Source organism: Butyrivibrio sp. NATIVEDY162 (genome assembly GCF_045999815.1).
GTDB lineage: Bacteria > Bacillota > Clostridia > Lachnospirales > Lachnospiraceae > Butyrivibrio.
In genome coordinates this window covers 2,359,280-2,377,524 of record NZ_CP172573.1, presented here as the reverse complement: position 1 = coordinate 2,377,524, position 18,245 = coordinate 2,359,280, and the positions used below count along the sequence as shown (strand labels likewise).

The following is an 18,245-nucleotide window of genomic DNA, read 5'->3' as shown; positions in this document are numbered from 1 at the left end:
GGGCGTTAGTACCCAGTCTTTTCCATTAGCTTTTCTATTTTATTCCAATACTTTTCAGGATCTACGTAGGCTCCGCGCACATGAGCAGCCCCCAATATAAGGCAATATTGTTTTGGAGCAGTACACTTCTCATAAAGTCTGGCACTCATGTGAGGATCTATCAGTTTATCCTCATCTCCATGAATGAAAAGCGTCGGTGTTTTAGATTTTGAAACGGCTTCCAGTACATCAACCTTTCTGATGTCATATCCACATTTGAACAATATGCAGAAACGGAGTATGAAAAGAGCAACTGAAACAGGAATGATATTTTTTGACATCTTGTAAACGTGAGCAAATTCTTCAACAAGAGTGGTGTAGCTACTGTCAGCAACAGCAAAAACAACGTTTCCTGGAAGTTTTTCACCTGTAGTCATAAGGGTTATGGCTGCTCCCATACTTGTTCCGTGAATTATGATGCGTGCATCCTTATCTTGGCGGATTATGTGATAAATCCATTCCAGAATATCAAGACGGTCGAAATATCCGTAGCCTGTGTAGTCACCGTCACTTAGACCAAATCCCCTGTTATCCGGAAGAAGCACGTTTATACCAAGTTCATGATAATGCTTTGCATACATGGCCATGAACTCGCCATCACTTCTTACCCCGTGGATACAGATGGCATATTTGTGACTTTCCTCTTTAGCCTTTATAAAATGAGCGTGAAGTCTGAGTTCATCAATTGAATTTATATAAACGTCTTCTCTGTCAGGACAGTTTCTAAGCCATCTTATTGATTTTGCGTCAATAGGATCAGAGTCTATTTCTTCCTGTGTTTTCTTTTTTGGAACAACTGCCATGTCAAAAAACATTGATGCAGCTGCGGCTCCCCCTCCGAAAAGAGCTGTAAGTAAGCCAAATAATACGAAATTTCGCTTTTTGCTCATAGGAACCTCCTTATGTATTTCTGTATAGAAATTTTAACAAATACTAATAAATTGTGCAATTAGTCATAGATACCATAGCGTTTGTAAACGAAATATGGTATTATTATTTTGACTGATAATTTGCATACTTTTTCTAGGTTGTATTGAGGGGTACAGATGTTAGAAAGAAAACTTGCAGAGAAATTCAGGAAGCTTTACACTGAAAACTCTTTAAAGCTTAAAAATTATGATGTCCAGCTTTTTACTCTGCAGGATCCGTTTGACTGGATTCAGCTTCTCTCGGAGAGGGCTTATGTAATGCGCGATGTCTTCGAAGAGAATGAAGAGCTCATGGCGGAGCTATGGGAAAATTGCTCTGAGGAGATTACGCCTGAGGAGGCGGAGCTTCTCTATGACCTTGCTATTGGCTTTTTTCTTGACGATCATCATGATTTTGTTGTGCTTACAGAGTTCTGCGAGCGCATTTTGCCGGTATTTGTCGACATGGATGAGCCGGAATTTCTTGTTGCAATATATCATGTTCTTGGTAGTGAATATGCAAAGTTCTATCGTTCTGTTGCTGATAAAAATGGAATGCAGACTGCCCTTGATTATTTCCGCAATTCTATAAAAGAGGCCGGTCGCTATTCACAGATTTCTTCTCCTGAAGTTCGGGAGTTTATTTTCCAGGATTATTTGTTTTTAATTACATACCTTACCGGTTTCTATACTGATAAAACAGAGAGCATAAGGCTTTATGACGAAGTCTGGGCGCTTTGGGAAAATGAAAATGTTCAGCATATCGATGCTGATAATGATAGTATAAAGGCAATTTTATCAAAGATTGATGACGCATTTGTGGCAAAATCGAGAAGGCTTGATACTCTGGAGGAAAAGGACAGGGAGAAGTATCTGGACCTTATGGCAAAGACCAATGAAAGAGCCATTAAGGGCGATGGCGATAAGATAGGAACTCCCAATTACAGAACCTGTTGTACTTATAAGTACTTAAAAGGAGAGATGCCTCCCGAGGAGATAATGGAAAAGCTCATTAAGTGTATAAATGAGGTTATTCCTGCTCCTGATTATGAAAATGATGATCCGGACAGCTTTGAACTGGTAATGCGGCATTTTAAATACGCCTGCACAGCTATTATGGTCATAGAAAAAATGGGGCTTGAAGGACGAGAACGCGAGAAATGGACGGACAGATTTCTTCCAAAATCAATGTCAATCCTATCCAATGTGCCCTATATATTTTTTACCGGAGAAATGCAGCCTGTATGCGAGCAATGGTACCGCGCAGCAGCTCCCATAATTACAGGGGAACTTAGCAAGGTACAGTTCATAATGCAGATGATTGTGAGGCGGCAACCCTTTACATATATACACTCGCAGATGGTTGCGAAAATAGCGACACTTATCGGTCAGGAAATGATAGAGAAAAAGCCTGGACTATTCGTTGGAATAAGAGGTATTGAGACGGTAGAAGAAGTACAGAAAAATAAGGCTTACCTCCTTTCGTTTATAACAACAAGTGGCCTTGTACATGATGTAGGAAAATGTTATATCCCTGATACGATAAACAGGCAGAACAGAAGCCTTAATACTAAAGAGTACGCAACTATAAGAAAGCACTCAGAGGTGGGATACAGAGAGGCAAAGGAAAATACCGCATTATTACCATACGCCGATGTGATACTGGGACACCATAAACATTACGATGGCCTTCATGGTTATCCACTAAATTACGACAATACCAAGTCTCCCATAAGGATCATAATTGATCTGATATCCATAGCTGATTCAGTTGAAGCGGGTACTGACACACTCACAAGAAGCTATACTAAAGGGAAGGACTTTAACAGGCTTTTAAATGAGCTGAAAAATGAGGCCGGAACAAGATACAATCCTGACATTGTTAAGATCATAGAGAACTCCAAAAAGCTTATAAATGAGCTTGATAACCTTACCGGCAAGGGTCGCTATGATATGTACTATAAGTCAATGCAGGAAATTCTTGGTAAAGCCAAGGAAGATATTGCCGATATAAAAATATGACATACATAAGGAGCATACATGCGATTTAGAACCAGGCTGATGATCGCATCAGCGACGATAGTTATTTTGCCCTTTATCCTGGTGGTTGCTTCGTTTGTCATCATACAGAACTCGGTTGGCAATTCATATACCAGCCTCATTACATATATGGTAGTGGCTTTTGCGCTGATATTGATAGTGACCAGTATGGTACTTACTGCCTGGCTGAGAAAAGGCTTTTTTGAGCCGGTGGATGAACTGAATGTTGCGATGCAGCATATCAAGGATGGCAATTTTGATTATATGCTGCCAACTGATATAGGTGATAAGGGTGAGATAGGAGAACTTTACAGAAACTATGAAGATATGCGGCTGAGGCTTAAGGAATCAGCTGATGAGAAGGTTATAAGGGAAGGTCAGAACAAGGAACTTATAAGTAATATCTCACATGACCTTAAGACACCCATAACTGCCATAAAGGGTTATTCACAGGGGCTTTTAGAGGGTGTTGCCGACACTCCTGAGAGGCAGATGAAGTACATTCGCACCATATATAACAAGGCGAATGATATGAATAACCTCATAAATGAGCTTACCTTGTACTCAAGTATAGACAACAACAGAATTCCTTACAATTTTACCAGGATAGTTGTTGGAGATTATTTCGGAGACTGCATAGAAGAAATCGGAATGGATCTCGACAGTAAGGATATAAAGCTGAATTACGCAAACCTTACGGCGCCTGATACGCAGATTGTTGCAGATCCTGAGCAGCTAAAGAGAGTTGTAAATAACATCGTAAGTAACAGTGTTAAATACTTAGGGCGTGATGATGGATCGGGAACCATAGACGTCAGAATATTGGATGAAGTCGACTCTGTCAGAGTTGAGATAGAGGACAACGGAAAGGGCATAGGATCTCAGGATATACCAAACATATTCGACAGATTCTACAGGACAGATTCCTCCAGAAACAGCAAGCAGGGAGGAAGCGGAATAGGACTTTCCATAGTAAAGAAAATCATAGAGGATCATGGGGGATACATTTGGGCTACCAGTCATGAGGGAGAAGGAACCTGCATGCATTTTGTTCTTCGTAAGTACATGGAGTATCACGAGAAGGCAGACGGAGAAGCTGTGGTAGATCACGATTTTGAGAGCGTATAAACAATAAAAAAGATTGGAGGCCACTGGTATGAGCAGAATACTTATAGTTGAGGATGAAGAAGCGATTGCTGACCTCGAGAAGGACTATTTGGAACTGTCAGATTTTGAAGTGAAAATTGAAAATTCCGGAGATGTAGGTTTACAGACAGCACTTAGCGAGGAGTTTGATCTTGTAATTCTGGATCTGATGCTCCCCGGAATGGACGGATTTGAAGTATGTAAGAGAATCCGTGAAAAGAAGGATGTACCTGTTCTTATGGTATCAGCTAAAAAGGATGATATCGATAAGATAAGAGGACTTGGTCTTGGTGCAGATGACTATATCACAAAACCTTTTAGTCCTTCTGAGCTCGTTGCAAGAGTTAAGGCTCATATGGCACGCTATTCCAGACTTGTTGGAAGCGGGCATGAGTCCAATGATGTAGTTGAGATAAGGGGTCTTCGCATTGACAAGACTGCAAGAAGAGTTTATGTTGATGGAGCAGAGAAGAGCTTTACGACTAAGGAATTCGATCTTCTTACATTCCTTGCAGAGAATCCGAATCATGTATTTACGAAGGAAGAACTCTTCAGGAAAATCTGGAACATGGATTCTATCGGTGATATTGCAACTGTTACAGTGCATATCAAGAAGATTCGTGAAAAGATCGAGTTTGATACCTCCAATCCCCAGTATATAGAGACTATTTGGGGCGTTGGATACAGATTTAAGGTATAGATTCCTGAACGCATTTTCCGATTTACGTTCACGAAGTCATAATACATTAAAAATTAATTATGGGCTCTCCGGTTTCGGAGAGCCCGTTTTTAAGGGACAAATAGCAAATGAATATAGAAGTACTTTATGAAGACAATGACATATTGGTATGCAGAAAGCCTGCGGGAATCGCTGTACAAAGCAGCAGTGTTACCTCATCCGACATGGAGACACAGCTGCGTTCACAGATTTTAAGAAGCGGAACATTTAAATCCAGGAATACAATTCTGCATGTAGTACACAGACTTGATCAGCCTGTAGAAGGAATCATAGTGTTTGCAAGGACCAAAAAGGCAGCAGCCAGCCTTAGCAGACAGGTTCAGGCTGACGGAGATATGAACAAGACATATCTTGCGGTGGTTTACGGAGCATTCTCAGAAAATGAAAAAGAGGGTGAGCTTCTGAATTATTTATATAGGGATACGGCAACCAAAATGGCTGTTATTACAGATACTGAAGACAAGAATAAAGGCTCTAAGAGGTGCAGCCTCACCTACAAAGTTCTATCAGAAAAAGATATAAATGACATATCGGTAAATAATGTAGTGGATTTTGAAGATAATAAAGATTCAGAGAAAATATCTCTTGTGGAAATCCATCTGCAGACAGGAAGATATCACCAGATCCGTGCCCAATTCGCAGAAGCAGGACATCCCCTTCTTGGTGACAGAAGGTATTGCTCAGAGCAAAGTGATGAGGTTTCTGCCAGACTAAGGGTCAGAAACGTAGCCCTTTGTGCTTGCAGCCTCTCATTTAACCATCCGGTAACGAATGAGAGGTTAGAGTTTGAGATAGAGCCAGAGGATTTAATCTTCGAGAAGATATAAATAATGCTGATGATTGTTTCAGATAAGCGCATCTGCAAACATGGAATTATACAAAAAGCTAATATAAATGTATCAGGAGAGAGTATGGAAAAAGCGGAAATAAAGACAGGTCTTATCATGGAAGGCGGCGCAATGCGCGGTATGTTCACCGCAGGAGTTACTGATGTGTTCATGGAAAATGGAATCGAATTTGATGGAGCAGCAGGAATTTCAGCAGGTGCAATATTTGGATGCAACTACAAATCCCACCAGATAGGGCGCACTATCAGATATAACAAAAGATACGGCAGAGACCCAAGATATTGTAGTATCAGGTCTCTTATAACAACCGGGGATCTATATGGTGTGGAATTCTGTTACCACACAGTTCCTGAGAAACTCGATATATTTGACAGGGCAGCATTTGAGCAAAACCCAATGGAATTCTATGTGGGAGCAACAGATGTAGCAACAGGTAGAATAGCTTACCATAACTGCCTTGATGGCAGAGCAAAAGACATAGAGTGGATGCGAGCATCAGCCTCTATGCCATTTGTATCAAGACCTGTGAAAATTGATGGAAGACTGTATCTTGATGGCGGAATAACAGATCCTGTTCCGTTTAAATATATGGAGAAGCGTGGATATAACCGTAACGTAATAATACTCACCCAGCCCAAGGGATATCAGAAAAAGGACCATCACAACTCATCACTTATAAAGATGCTCCTAAAAAAATATCCCAAGGTTGCAGATGCCATGATCGCCCGCCCCGGTGTTTACAACCATCAGATGGAAGAAATACTGGAGAGGGAAAACAGCGGCCAGAGCCTTGTAATTCGCCCTCCGGAACCTCTTGGAATAAGTCGTACGGAAAATAATCCTACAGAGCTTGAGTGGGTATATCAGACAGGCCGTGTGGAAGGAAAAAAGAGGCTGAAGGAAGTTATAGACTTTTTGAAAAAAGATTAACTGTTATTCTATGACTTCTTGCCGGCAAAGAGATAATTGCCCACAAGAAGTCATGACATCTTGAATCAAAGATTCAAGATGCCTGCAAATAGGCCATTCCAATGCGACTTCGTCGCGGGCCTATTTGCCTCCTGAATCATGTTCTCACGAAACCCGCAGCTAGTGCGGGTTTCTGAAATATCATTCAAGAACTCATACTTTATTATCCGGCATCCTTCAGCTCTTTGTGATCATCATATGGTACAGCTTCTACGTCATCACCATATATAGTTCCAAAATCATCTCTCATGGAGACAGGCATAAAACCACGCTCAAGGCATGTTTTCTTTAAGCTGTTCGCCTTGTCTGTATCGCCATGCTCACGAACCGTATCATCACATAGAACCATATATGCTCTGGACTCGTACCTGTCATTGTTTACTACATACTGAGCCATGGAAACATCTCCTGAGCTGTTTCCAAATGCAAGCACCGGAACTTTGCCAATTTCAAGTGCAATCGCACTGACCTTATTCATCTTTACAGTATTGATTATAAGGTCTTTGCTGAGAATAACAGTATCATCCTTGGAATAATCGTACTCTATCCCGTCAGTATCACCCTGGCCTGAAGCGACCATGGTGTAACTTGATCCAATAACTCTGTTTTCAGGAATCGGCAGCCTGTCCTTTATAATAGCCCTGCAAATAGTTCTGTCTGAGCCGCTTACGATGTAGCATTGAAAATCATTTGCATCCAGATATTCAACAAGTGAGATCATTGGTTTATAAAAAGCTTCTCTCCATGTCAGATTTGTGAATCCTTCTGTTTCAGAATCCATGAATTTAGTAACATAATCCTTAAGTTCCTCAGGCGTCATTCCGGCATAAGCTTCACCTGCAAACTTTGCATGTTTAATATCAGAGTCCTTGGGAAGCTTGCCTTTATAGATGCCTTCTTTAAGAGCCAAAGCAAACTCCTTCATATCATCCGGAGCTTTATAAGTATCATCGTAAAGAACTCTGTGAATGAACATCATGGCTACAAAATATGAAGGACATAATTCACCGATTATTGTTCCGTCCAAATCAAAAACAGCGATTCTGTCTTCTAAAGGGATAAAATTAGATGAAGCCCTATCTGTTACATCTTCAACATACTCGACAATCGAGGCTGCTACCGGTGAGTCTTTGGCCCAGTATTTTAAGGCAGCTTCTGAACTATTAGAAGCATCTGCTTTAGCATTAGTTACTATCCCGGCAGGCAGAACTAATGCAGCAGCAAGAACCAGTACTAAGTAAAAAGAAAACAACTTTCTGTTCATTTTACCCTCCTAACTTAGATGTTATTAATTCTTATCACTATAATGATAAGTTAATTTGCAGCTGTATATTATTAAAAAAAATTGAAAAATAAATAAAAGACATATATTGCTTTATATTTCTGATAATAATAAAAAGCGCAGTATAGAACCGTCAAAAGGCTCGCAACTGCGCTTAAAAGTACAACTGATGAAATTAAAATCACATGATAACAGGGGCATTTGCCTGATCTGGAACAGTTACTTCATTAATTGATTCGTCAATATCGTGGAAGAATGCCCTTGTCTGTGTTATGCCATTTTTGGCATCCTCGAACTCCCAGAGGAACTGCGGAGGAATGTTCTCGCGGCCGTACATGGATATTCGACCTGCATATGCGTGGATAATGCTGACATACTTTTTGTCCAGCTCATAATTTCTGTAAATCTCACGGCGAAGCCTCGGACGCTTTGCCACAAACTTGCGGATATCTATCTTGAGATCAAGAGGCAGATCCTGCTCTCTGTCTCTTACAGCCTGTAAATACTTTTTATAGGTTTCTTCGTCTATCTTCTGGAAATGATTATCATATTCGAAGCAGGCTGCTCCGTCGGGTAGATCAAGACGGTATCTGCCGCCTCCGTATACCTCTTCTATTCTGGCAACAACCTGTGGTACCAAAGGTTTGCCATTGTAATCCAATATGATGACTTTGTCATCCGGTTTGTATTTTGCCATAATTTTTCTCCTCTTTTTGCCCTGAAAACCTTTTCTTGCAACAAACACTATATCCCTATAAACCGCTAAATTCAAGGGCTTTCCCTATTTTTTAACACCTTTCAGCATTTTTTAAGAAAATCTAAAGAATTTAGTTCCGTTTAAGGTTGACCATGTAATATGACTTCAGAAGCAGAGAAAACGAAGCAAATGAAAGAGGCAGATATGGGCGGATTTAAGGACACTTTTCAAAGGTATGAAACAAAGTACTTATTAGAAGACTTCCAGTACAAAGCTATGCTGGAGAGGCTTGAAGGAATGGCAGAGGTCGATGAATACGGACAGACATCTATCCTGAACATATATTATGACACTCCGGGCTATCAACTGATCAGAAATTCTTTGGATAAACCGGTTTATAAGGAAAAATTAAGGCTTCGTAGTTATGGAGTACCTGAAGATGACACGAGAGCTTTTATAGAGATAAAGAAAAAATATGAAGGCATTGTCTACAAGCGAAGAATAGGAATGGAATACAGAGAGGCTCTTGCCTATCTTAATGAAAAAAAGACTCCAACTGAGAAGTCACAGATTTCAAGTGAAATCGACTATTTCAAGCATTTTTATAAAGGACTAAGACCAGCGATGGCGATATCCTATGACCGCATAGCTCTGGCAGGAACTAAGGATAAGGAGCTTAGGATCACATTTGATGAAAACATCAGATGGAGAGTGGATCATCTGGACTTAAAGTATGGAAATAAAGGTGTCCCTATCCTTAAACAAGGACAGCACCTTATGGAGCTGAAAATAGCAGGTGCGATGTCGGTTCAGATGGCACAAATACTTGATGAGCTGCAAATCAGACAGGTCTCATTTTCCAAATATGGAAGAGGCTATCTTGATTATAAATATCCTGAAGGTGTAAGAGAGGCGTTTTTTCAGGACAAAAAGAGAGGACATGTTATTACAGACGAAAGAGTCCTTACAGCGTAAGGCTTAAAGAAAATTAGAAATCAGGTAATCAGAAAAGGAGATTTTTACGAAATGAACGAATTATTATTTGGAACAGTTATGGAATCAGGAAGTTTTACCGGAACAGCATTTATATCAGCAACGCTGGTTTCTCTGGCAGTTGGCATTTACATAGCTTTTATGGCGGGACTGAAAGGGAAGGCATCAAGGAGCCTTGCAATAACACTGGCGCTTCTTCCTGTGATCGTACAGGTTGTGATAATGCTTGTTAACGGTAATCTCGGTGCAGGCGTAGCAGTTGCGGGAGCATTTAGCCTTGTAAGATTCAGATCTCAGCCGGGGTCAGCGCAGGATATAACAAATATTTTCCTTGCAATGGCTGTAGGACTTGCAACAGGTATGGGATATATAGGCCTTGCAGTTATTTTTGCAATCGTTGTTACACTTATAAACCTCGTACTTAAGACTATTGGTTTTGGAGGAGTTGGTACAGAAGTCAAAACCGTAAAGATTACAGTTCCCGAGAGCCTTGATTTTGAAGGGATTTTTGATGATATTTTTGCAAGATATACAACCATGGCAGAACTTGAAGAGGTTAAGACTACCGGAATGGGAAGTCTCTATAAGCTAACATATAGCGTAACTATGAGAGGCAAGGCATCGACTAAAGCGATGATCGATGAAATGAGAATGAGAAATGGCAATCTGGAGATATCCTGTTCAAGACCTGTAGCAGCCTGCGGAGCAGAGCTGTAATAGTTTCAGGCTTGTTTAAGCATAGTGAGGTTATACTTATGAAAATAAAAAATTTAGCGGCGATATTCGCCACAGGAATGGTACTCGGCATAGGTGCTGCAGCCTGCGGAGCTGTGGCTTCAAGTAACAAATTGACAGATAGAATAAGTGATGAAGCTGAAAATGACAGTGAAAACATAGAATCAGAGGATACGGCAAAGAATTCAGATACAGCCACGGTTTCTACTGTAGAAAGTACCCTGATGGATGCAAGCACAGATACTACGAAAATTGGAGCAGTTACATCCGTATCAGAGCTTGATCTGGCAGGGATGTTTACGGACAGGGATTTGGATACAGGCTATGATGAGAGCAGCGCCTGCAGCATTACTTTAAATGGAGATAGCGCTGAAATATCAGGATCAGGTGCAGTAGCAGATGGCTCCGTCATTACAATAACTGAGGAAGGGACATATATTATCTCAGGGAGCCTTAATGATGGTCAGATAGTTGTTGACGTGGCTGATACCAAGAAGGTTCAGCTGGTGCTAAATGGTGTATCAGTAACTAATGATGATGGCGCATGCATCTATGTTAAGAGTGCAGATAAGGTTTTTGCTACTCTGGCTGCTGGAACAGAGAATACACTATCAGATACAGGTGCAGAATATGTTCAGGGAGACTCAGAAACTAATGTTGATGGTGTCATCTTCAGTAAAGATGATATCACTTTTAACGGAGAAGGGACTCTTAATATAAGCGCATCTTATGCAAACGGAATTGTTGGAAAAGATGATGTTAAGTTTACAGGAGGAACGTACAATATTACCGCTACAGGAAATGCAATAGAGGGTAAGGATTCTGTCAGAATAAAGAACGGATCATTTACTCTGACCGGCGGAAATGATAAAGATGCTATCCATACAAGTAACGAGGAGGAGTCCGGAAAGGGATATGTTTACATCGAGGGTGGAGATTTCACCATAAATGCCAAGGATGATGGAATACATGCAGGCACGGTTTTGTATATATGTGGCGGTAATATTGATATTCAAGAGAGCTATGAAGGTATTGAAGGAGATACCATAGATATTCTGGACGGAACTATTAAAATAAAATCGAGCGACGACGGACTAAATGCTTCTGCAAGCACATCTCAGGATTCATTTGGCTTTGGCGGTATGGGCGGTGGAATGGAATATGATGAAAATGCCTATATTCATATCTACGGAGGAGACCTCTATGTAAATTCAGAGGGAGACGGAATTGATTCAAACGGCGATCTGTATGTGGATGGCGGGAATATTATAGTAGACGGTCCTGTTAATGATGGCAACGGAGCACTTGATAAGGGCGGCACAGCAACTATTTCAGGAGGAATGTTAATAGCTGTAGGATCAAGTGGAATGGCAGAGAGCTTTAGCAGTGACTCCGGGCAGTATTCCCTTCTTTATGGTTTTGAGAACGCTTTGGAAGCAAATACTGTAATAACATTAACAGATAGTGATGGGAATAAACTGATGGAGTATACCTTGAATAAAAAGGCATCAGCACTCACATTTAGTTCAAAGGATCTTGCAGAAGGAGATTACACCATTACTGCAGGTGACTTTACGGATACAGTTACTATTAGCGATAAAGCTACTTCTGCAGGCGCATCTACTGGAATGATGGGCGGTAGAGGACAAGGCGGCATGGGTGGTCGAAGGCAAGGAGCCATGGGCGAGAATGGACAAAGACCGGAAGGAGTTAATCCCGGACAGATGCCGGAAGGAAGTGAACCTCCGCAGATGCCTGAAGGCACTGAACCTCCGCAGATGCCTGATGGTGCTATGAAAGAGCAGATGCCTGAAGGAGAATCTTCTACACAAAAGTCTGAAGGTACTATGAAAGAGCAACTTCCCGAAGGAGAAACTTCTGCCCAAATTTCAGAAGGTACTGAAAACTCAGAGACACAGGATAAGGAAGGTTAATATGATCCAACCTCAGCGCCATTTTCAGGGGCGCTGAGGGTTATTGATATACCATTCTCAGATACAGCTGTGGGATCATCGATAGTAATTGGATATTCGTGCTCGTTACCTTGCGTATCAGTAACAATAATAGAGCGGCTTGCACTGTCAGTATTAACAGGAAATGTTACACCTGCAAGTATCCTTCCGGAAGGTAGGGTCTGACCTTCTGCGAGGAAAGAAGGTGAGTCTGTGCCAAGTGAATTGTCACGAAGGATTATAGAACTGAGTTCTAAACCTGAGTTATTGGCGATATAACATACAATCTCAATGTTCTTTGAAGCTTCCAAAGTAGCAGCGTCTTCAGAGGATAATTCTTTGTTCATCTCATCAAGAAGAGCAGTATATGAAGCTGAAAGCTCATCCATGTCCGGGATTATTTCCTGAATTTCTTTATCATTTAGCTTATTAAAATCAGTGCCTGTATATAGATTGTACTGTGTCTGTAATTCGGATAGCTCATCTTCATAAGAGGTTCCTGTAAGTTTTCCGTTTGTATCCTCAGCCAGCTCTTTTTGCTGAGTAAGTGAGTCTCTAACGCTTGTTGCTTTCTCTATGTTTTCATTTGAAGCCCTGCAGGAGGCTGTAAGGAGCAGAGCGGATATTATTGTAATTGTAATTATATTTTTTTTCATTTTTTCTTTAGTATCTCCTGATTCTATTAATGTTAACATTATACTATGAAAAAAACAGTGACGGCTTCCATATTTATTTTGACAATTATATTAAACATACTTTCCTGGGTGGTTCCGGGATTTTCTGATTTTTATACGGAAAAGATTTTTCCAATATGGGTACTGACCTATGGGAGGATAACTTCACTTGTGCCGTTTTCAGTTGGAGAGATCATGATTGTTCTCGGAATACTGTGGCTGGTGATGATTCTATTTTCAAAAAAAATAAGAAAATATACTCCGGGGCTCCTTGCCATAATAGCCCTTGTTATGACACTTAACTGCTTCATAAATTATCATTGCACGCCTATCAGGAATTCCTATGAGATAAGCGGGGGCGAAAATGGTGATAATAATAAAAATGAAACGGACAGGGAATTCACCATAGGTGAGCTTGCAGAGCTTCGGGACTATATTGTGGATAAGTGCAATGAGCTTTCTGTAAAAATGAACAGAACTGAAGATGGGCTTTTGGAATATGATGAGACGAAAATGGCGGAAACAGCCAAAAAGTCCATGGGAGCTCTGGGGGATAGGTTTCCCAAGCTTAAGGGATTTTATGTAACACCAAAACCTCTTGTGGCTTCAGGCTTTATGAGCCAGCAATATATGCAGGGGTATTACTTCCCATTTTCCATGGAGGCAAATTATAACGACATAATGTATGTGTCCAATAAGCCCTTTACCATGTGCCATGAGCTTGCCCACACCAAGAGCTACATTTTTGAGGATGAAGCAAATTTTCTGGCTTACCTTGCCTGTATAGCATCTGATGATACGTTTTTCCAGTACAGTGGATATCTGGGAGTTCTTAATTATGTGAACAATGCTTTTTATGAAAATGTTTCAAATGAAGAATATAAGTCACATATAAAGATATCCGGGCAGGTCAGCAAGGATAATATTTTCCTTACCAAAGACAATTGGAAAAAAGTTGAGGAGACATCGATTCTTGATACTGAAACGGTAAAAAAGGCAGCAGATACTTTTGTTGATACGACTTTGAAGGTGAACGGTGTAGATGACGGCAAGGCAAGCTATAACAGGGTTGTGGAGCTGATGCTTCTTGAGTACTACAGCAGAAATTAAACTAGGAGAGATTACTATGAAACTGCTTCTTGCAGAAGATGAAAAGGAATTATCAAATGCCCTTGTGGCTATACTTAAGCACTCGAGCTATACGGTTGATGCAGTATATGACGGGCAGGATGCACTTGATTATATACTTGCAAGTGATTATGACGGAATAATCCTGGATATCATGATGCCGGGGCTTGAGGGTACAGAGGTACTAAAGAGAATAAGGGACAAGGGTATAAGTACGCCTGTCCTTTTCCTTACTGCCAAATCTGAGACGGATGACAAGATAAGGGGACTGGATCTGGGAGCGGATGATTATCTCACAAAACCTTTTGAGATGGGGGAACTCCTTGCAAGAATACGTGCGATGACACGGAGAAAGGCGGATTTTGCCCCTAACAACTTAAAGTGCGGTAATCTTGAACTTGACAGAGCAGGGTATGAATTACGTGTACCCGGTAAAGAGCCTGTAAGGCTTGTAGGAAGAGAATTCCAGATGATTGAAATGCTTATGGAAAATCCCGGAAGGGTGATTTCGGTGGATGCTTTTATGGAAAGGATATGGGCAGACGGCGAGGCAGATGTAAATGTGGTCTGGGTTTATATATCTAATATCAGGAAAAAACTCACTGCACTTGGAGCTACTTGCGAGATAAAGGCATCCCGCGGAGTTGGATACTCCATGCATGAAAAGGTGGAATGACGTAATGGTAAAGAAGCTTAGACGTAAGTTTGTATTGACCGCCACATTATCGCTTTTACTGATACTTATCGGCATTATCGGTTTCATTAATGTGGCTAATTACATACAGGTCCAGTCCGGAGCGGATGATATCCTTCGTATGCTTGTTGAAAACAACGGTACATTTCCTGACATGAGAGGAAAACCGCCGGTTCAGGATGAAGACCCACAAAGGCAGGAAACCGGAAGTTTTGAGATAAAAGGCGAAAGAGATCCATTTTTCGGAGATCAGATGAACTATAACCGACGGATGGAGCTGCCATTTCAATCAAGGTATTTCTGGGTGAAGCTAAATAACAGTGGGAGTCCCATGGAGGTTGATACAGGTCATATCGCTGCCGTGTCTTCTGAGCAGGCTGTAAGCTTTGCCAAGGAACTTTTTTTTGAGCAGAAGGCTAAAAGGGGCTATGTTGACAGGCATTACCGCTATCTTATAAACAAGAACGAGGATGGCTCATATCTGATAGTATTTGTGGACTGCAGCAACGGTTTTTATAATGCATATTTATTACTTCTAAGGACACTTTTGATAGGCCTTGTTGCCCTTATTGCAATGCTTATCCTGGTATTTTTATTCTCAGGAAAAGCTGTAGAACCTGTCGTGGAGTCTCTTGAAAAGCAGAAGCGCTTTATCACCGATGCGGGACATGAGCTTAAGACACCTCTTGCTGTTATCTCCGCAAATATGGATGTAATAGAGCTTGAGGCAGGGTCAAGTGAGTGGACAAAAAGCACTAAAAATCAGATTAAGAGAATGAATGAGCTGATTAAAAATATGCTTACACTGTCCAGAATGGAAGAAGAGAATATTCATCTGGTATTTTCAGATATAAATATCAGTAAAGCAACAGAGGAAACAACGTCATTTTTCAAGGCTATAGCTGATTTTAAAAAGATAAACTACACGATTGATTTAGAAGAAGATATCCACATAAACGGGGATAAGAACGCATATGGCCAGTTATGTACACTTTTAATAGACAATGCCATGAAATATACTGCCGAGGAAGGAAATGTGGATGTTCACTTAAGTAGTGACAAAAAGATGAGAAATGCAATTCTTGAGGTGTCAAATACCTGCGAAAAGATGCCTGAAGGAAAGCTGGACAGACTCTTTGACAGATTTTACAGAGCTGATAATTCCAGAAGCCGCGAGAGCGGAGGCTACGGAATAGGGCTGTCTGTCGCAAGAGCCATAGCCACATCCCATGGCGGAACAATAGAAGCTATGGCTGATGGCGATAAGATATTGAGATTTGTGGTAAAGCTCCCGCTTATAAAGGAAGTGAAAAAAGCGAACTGATTTAAGCTTGCGCATTACACTACTATGCCAAGTAAATCAAGAATGAATCCTGAGAAGGTGCCGACCAGATACAGAATGAGAGTAATCTGTAAGTTTCTGGTGGTACCTTCATTTACTCTAAAGAGTATCAAAAGACCAACGCCGGCGCCTACAAGGAGTCCGGACATCATTGTGCCAAAGGTAATGATGCCGCTTAAGTAAAGTTCAGTAATCACTATTGAAGCTGCACAGTTAGGGATAAGGCCGATTATTCCTGCAAGCCCGTGACTTAAAAAGGTATTGGTCTTAAGAACTCCTGCAAGAGTATCTTCACCTATAAATTCAATAAGGGCATTTAATATAAGTGTAAAAATAAGTACGTATATGAAGATATGAATCGTATGGATAAATGCTGAGCGAAGGATATTACCATGGCCTTCATGTGAGTGCTCGTGACCTGATCCTGCTTCCTTGGCAAGATCAGCCTTGCTGATGGATTTATTTAGAGCGGTTTCTGAGGTAGAACGCTCATTAGCTGACACCTCGCTTCGGCCTCTGTGAGCAGAGATTTTGGGAGTGTCTTCTTCGCAGTGGCAGTGTTCTCTTTTACATAGCTCGTCAATCTGAAGTGAATCTGCTTCAGCTCTATGCTTCATGCGTCTGTAGTGAACAACGGCAAAGTCAATTAGGAATCCATATATGATACCGATCACAGCCTTCATAAAGATGATTGCGAGCATTTTCTGGAAGGGCACCTGCTCTGAAATAAAAAGTGGTACCATCTCATCTGAAGTTGACAGATATATGGCGATTAGAGTTCCGAGGGTGATCACACGGCCGGCATAAAGATTAGAGGCTGCAGCTGAAAAACCACACTGTGGAAATGCACCAAAAAGACCTCCGAGCAGGGGACCGAATTTTCCGGCCTTCTGAACCATGTTCTGGGTCTTCTTACCTGTGCGGTGCTCAAGATATTCCATTACCAGATATGTGATAAATAAAAAGGGAAGAATTTTGAGACCATCTTCCAATGTATCTTCTATAACAGGAATCCAAAAATTCATTATTATCTCTCCAACTTTATGAAAAATACCTATATTTATGTATATTTAATCATTATAAAGCGCTTTTTGCAAATGACCTGATTTATAAGCTTGTTGCCAAGAAATACATCTGATACTATAATACCTAGTAAGTTAGTAGGAATATATTATAGTATACTATTATTCCATCTTTTCCCTATTTTATGCTATAATGATTCGGATTATGTGCAATTAGAGCGTTGTTTAAAGATTTAAAGGAGTAACGTAAATGTCAGAACAGTCATTATTGCAGGTTAGAAACTTATCTGCATCGGTAGAAGAATTACCTATTCTTCACGACATAAATTTAGAAATCAAGGCAGGAGAGACCCATGTTCTCATGGGACCAAACGGTGCGGGCAAATCCACACTTGGTTATACACTTATGGGGAACCCTCACTACAATGTAACAAGTGGATCTATTACATTTGACGGACAGGATATTACTGAGGCATCAGCTGATAAGAGAGCGAAGGCAGGAATGTTTTTATCATTCCAGAATCCTCTTGAGGTTCCGGGTATTTCTCTTGGAAGCTTTATCAGAAATGCATATCATGAGCAGACCGGTAAACCTGTAAAACTCCTTCAGTATAAAAAGCAGCTAGGCGAGGCGATGGATCTTTTGACCATGAATGGCGAATATGCTGATCGAGATCTGAATGTAGGGTTTTCAGGCGGTGAGAAGAAGAAGGCAGAGATACTTCAGATGCTCATGCTCAACCCCAAGCTTGCTATCCTCGATGAGACAGATTCAGGTCTTGATGTTGATGCTGTAAGAACAGTTTCCAAGGGCATTCAGGAGTATCAGAAAAAGAAGGATGGCGCTCTTCTTATCATCACGCACAGTACGAAGATCTTAGAGTCTCTTCATGTTGACTATACTCATGTTCTTGTTAAGGGACATATTGTGACAACCGGTGACGGAAGCCTTGTTGATGAGATCAATGAACATGGCTTTGAAAAATATGTAAGATGTGAAGGATGCGATGGCTGCAGCCCGCTAAAATAAGGTAAAA

General features: G+C 40.9%; 17 protein-coding genes. 12 read left to right on the top strand and 5 right to left on the bottom strand.

Annotated features, from left to right (window positions below):
* Positions 1–5: 5 nt before the first annotated feature.
* The gene (locus tag ACHCNF_RS10295) at positions 6–929 is read right to left on the bottom strand and encodes an alpha/beta hydrolase (protein WP_408069714.1); all 924 of its coding nucleotides are present in this window, start codon (positions 927–929) and stop codon (positions 6–8) included.
* 156 nt (positions 930–1,085) lie between these two features.
* Here ACHCNF_RS10295 and ACHCNF_RS10290 point away from each other — a divergent pair, with 156 nt between their 5' ends.
* The 5 genes from ACHCNF_RS10290 (at position 1,086) to ACHCNF_RS10270 (ending at position 6,650) form a co-directional block, all read left to right on the top strand.
* Positions 1,086–2,969 (top strand): HD-GYP domain-containing protein, encoded by a 1,884-nt coding sequence (locus tag ACHCNF_RS10290; protein ID WP_408069713.1) that lies wholly within the window; start codon positions 1,086–1,088, stop codon positions 2,967–2,969.
* 18 nt (positions 2,970–2,987) lie between these two features.
* Positions 2,988–4,115, top strand: coding sequence for a sensor histidine kinase (locus ACHCNF_RS10285; protein ID WP_408069712.1), 1,128 nt, complete (start codon positions 2,988–2,990; stop codon positions 4,113–4,115).
* A gap of 28 nt (positions 4,116–4,143) precedes the next feature.
* Positions 4,144–4,833: a response regulator transcription factor gene (locus ACHCNF_RS10280; RefSeq protein WP_026495471.1), complete on the top strand. Its 690-nt coding sequence runs from the start codon at positions 4,144–4,146 to the stop codon at positions 4,831–4,833.
* A gap of 107 nt (positions 4,834–4,940) precedes the next feature.
* Positions 4,941–5,699, top strand: coding sequence for an RluA family pseudouridine synthase (locus ACHCNF_RS10275; protein WP_408069711.1), 759 nt, complete (start codon positions 4,941–4,943; stop codon positions 5,697–5,699).
* A gap of 99 nt (positions 5,700–5,798) precedes the next feature.
* Entirely contained in the window at positions 5,799–6,650 is an 852-nt protein-coding gene (locus ACHCNF_RS10270; protein WP_408072221.1) for a patatin-like phospholipase family protein, read from the top strand.
* Between the two features lie 202 nt (positions 6,651–6,852).
* On the opposite strand, the gene ACHCNF_RS10265 is transcribed toward ACHCNF_RS10270, so the two are convergent.
* Both ACHCNF_RS10265 and ACHCNF_RS10260 read right to left on the bottom strand, forming a co-directional pair.
* Positions 6,853–7,953: a haloacid dehalogenase-like hydrolase gene (locus ACHCNF_RS10265; protein ID WP_408069710.1), complete on the bottom strand. Its 1,101-nt coding sequence runs from the start codon at positions 7,951–7,953 to the stop codon at positions 6,853–6,855.
* Between the two features lie 199 nt (positions 7,954–8,152).
* Complete coding sequence (locus tag ACHCNF_RS10260; protein ID WP_408069709.1) at positions 8,153–8,668, bottom strand: hypothetical protein; 516 nt, start codon at positions 8,666–8,668, stop codon at positions 8,153–8,155.
* Positions 8,669–8,872: 204 nt separating this feature from the next.
* Here ACHCNF_RS10260 and ACHCNF_RS10255 point away from each other — a divergent pair, with 204 nt between their 5' ends.
* The 3 genes from ACHCNF_RS10255 to ACHCNF_RS10245 are packed head-to-tail and all read left to right on the top strand — an operon-like array spanning position 8,873 to position 12,330.
* Positions 8,873–9,643 (top strand): polyphosphate polymerase domain-containing protein, encoded by a 771-nt coding sequence (locus ACHCNF_RS10255; protein ID WP_408069708.1) that lies wholly within the window; start codon positions 8,873–8,875, stop codon positions 9,641–9,643.
* Between the two features lie 51 nt (positions 9,644–9,694).
* Positions 9,695–10,378 carry a DUF4956 domain-containing protein gene (locus tag ACHCNF_RS10250; protein WP_408069707.1) on the top strand — a complete coding sequence of 228 codons (684 nt, stop codon included), beginning with the start codon at positions 9,695–9,697 and terminating at the stop codon, positions 10,376–10,378.
* A 38-nt stretch (positions 10,379–10,416) separates the two neighbouring features.
* Entirely contained in the window at positions 10,417–12,330 is a 1,914-nt protein-coding gene (locus ACHCNF_RS10245) for a carbohydrate-binding domain-containing protein (protein ID WP_408069706.1), read from the top strand.
* On the opposite strand, the gene ACHCNF_RS10240 is transcribed toward ACHCNF_RS10245, so the two are convergent.
* On the bottom strand, positions 12,327–13,004 hold the full coding sequence (locus ACHCNF_RS10240; RefSeq protein WP_408069705.1) for a hypothetical protein: 678 nt from the start codon (positions 13,002–13,004) through the stop codon (positions 12,327–12,329). The two genes, ACHCNF_RS10245 and ACHCNF_RS10240, sit on opposite strands and share 4 nt — an antisense overlap.
* 45 nt (positions 13,005–13,049) lie before the next feature.
* Here ACHCNF_RS10240 and ACHCNF_RS10235 point away from each other — a divergent pair, with 45 nt between their 5' ends.
* Genes ACHCNF_RS10235 through ACHCNF_RS10225 form a run of 3 tightly spaced genes read left to right on the top strand, consistent with a single transcriptional unit; the run spans position 13,050 to position 16,168 of the window.
* The gene (locus ACHCNF_RS10235) at positions 13,050–14,132 is read left to right on the top strand and encodes a DUF3810 domain-containing protein (RefSeq protein ID WP_408069704.1); all 1,083 of its coding nucleotides are present in this window, start codon (positions 13,050–13,052) and stop codon (positions 14,130–14,132) included.
* A 16-nt stretch (positions 14,133–14,148) separates the two neighbouring features.
* Positions 14,149–14,826, top strand: coding sequence for a response regulator transcription factor (locus ACHCNF_RS10230; protein ID WP_408069703.1), 678 nt, complete (start codon positions 14,149–14,151; stop codon positions 14,824–14,826).
* Positions 14,810–16,168 (top strand): sensor histidine kinase, encoded by a 1,359-nt coding sequence (locus ACHCNF_RS10225; RefSeq protein ID WP_408069702.1) that lies wholly within the window; start codon positions 14,810–14,812, stop codon positions 16,166–16,168. Before ACHCNF_RS10230 ends, ACHCNF_RS10225 begins: the two co-directional genes overlap by 17 nt.
* Positions 16,169–16,182: 14 nt before the next feature.
* On the opposite strand, the gene ACHCNF_RS10220 is transcribed toward ACHCNF_RS10225, so the two are convergent.
* The gene (locus ACHCNF_RS10220) at positions 16,183–17,211 is read right to left on the bottom strand and encodes a putative manganese transporter (protein WP_408069701.1); all 1,029 of its coding nucleotides are present in this window, start codon (positions 17,209–17,211) and stop codon (positions 16,183–16,185) included.
* A gap of 247 nt (positions 17,212–17,458) precedes the next feature.
* Here ACHCNF_RS10220 and sufC point away from each other — a divergent pair, with 247 nt between their 5' ends.
* Positions 17,459–18,238: a Fe-S cluster assembly ATPase SufC gene (gene sufC / locus ACHCNF_RS10215; RefSeq protein WP_408069700.1), complete on the top strand. Its 780-nt coding sequence runs from the start codon at positions 17,459–17,461 to the stop codon at positions 18,236–18,238.
* The last annotated feature ends 7 nt before the right edge of the window (positions 18,239–18,245 follow it).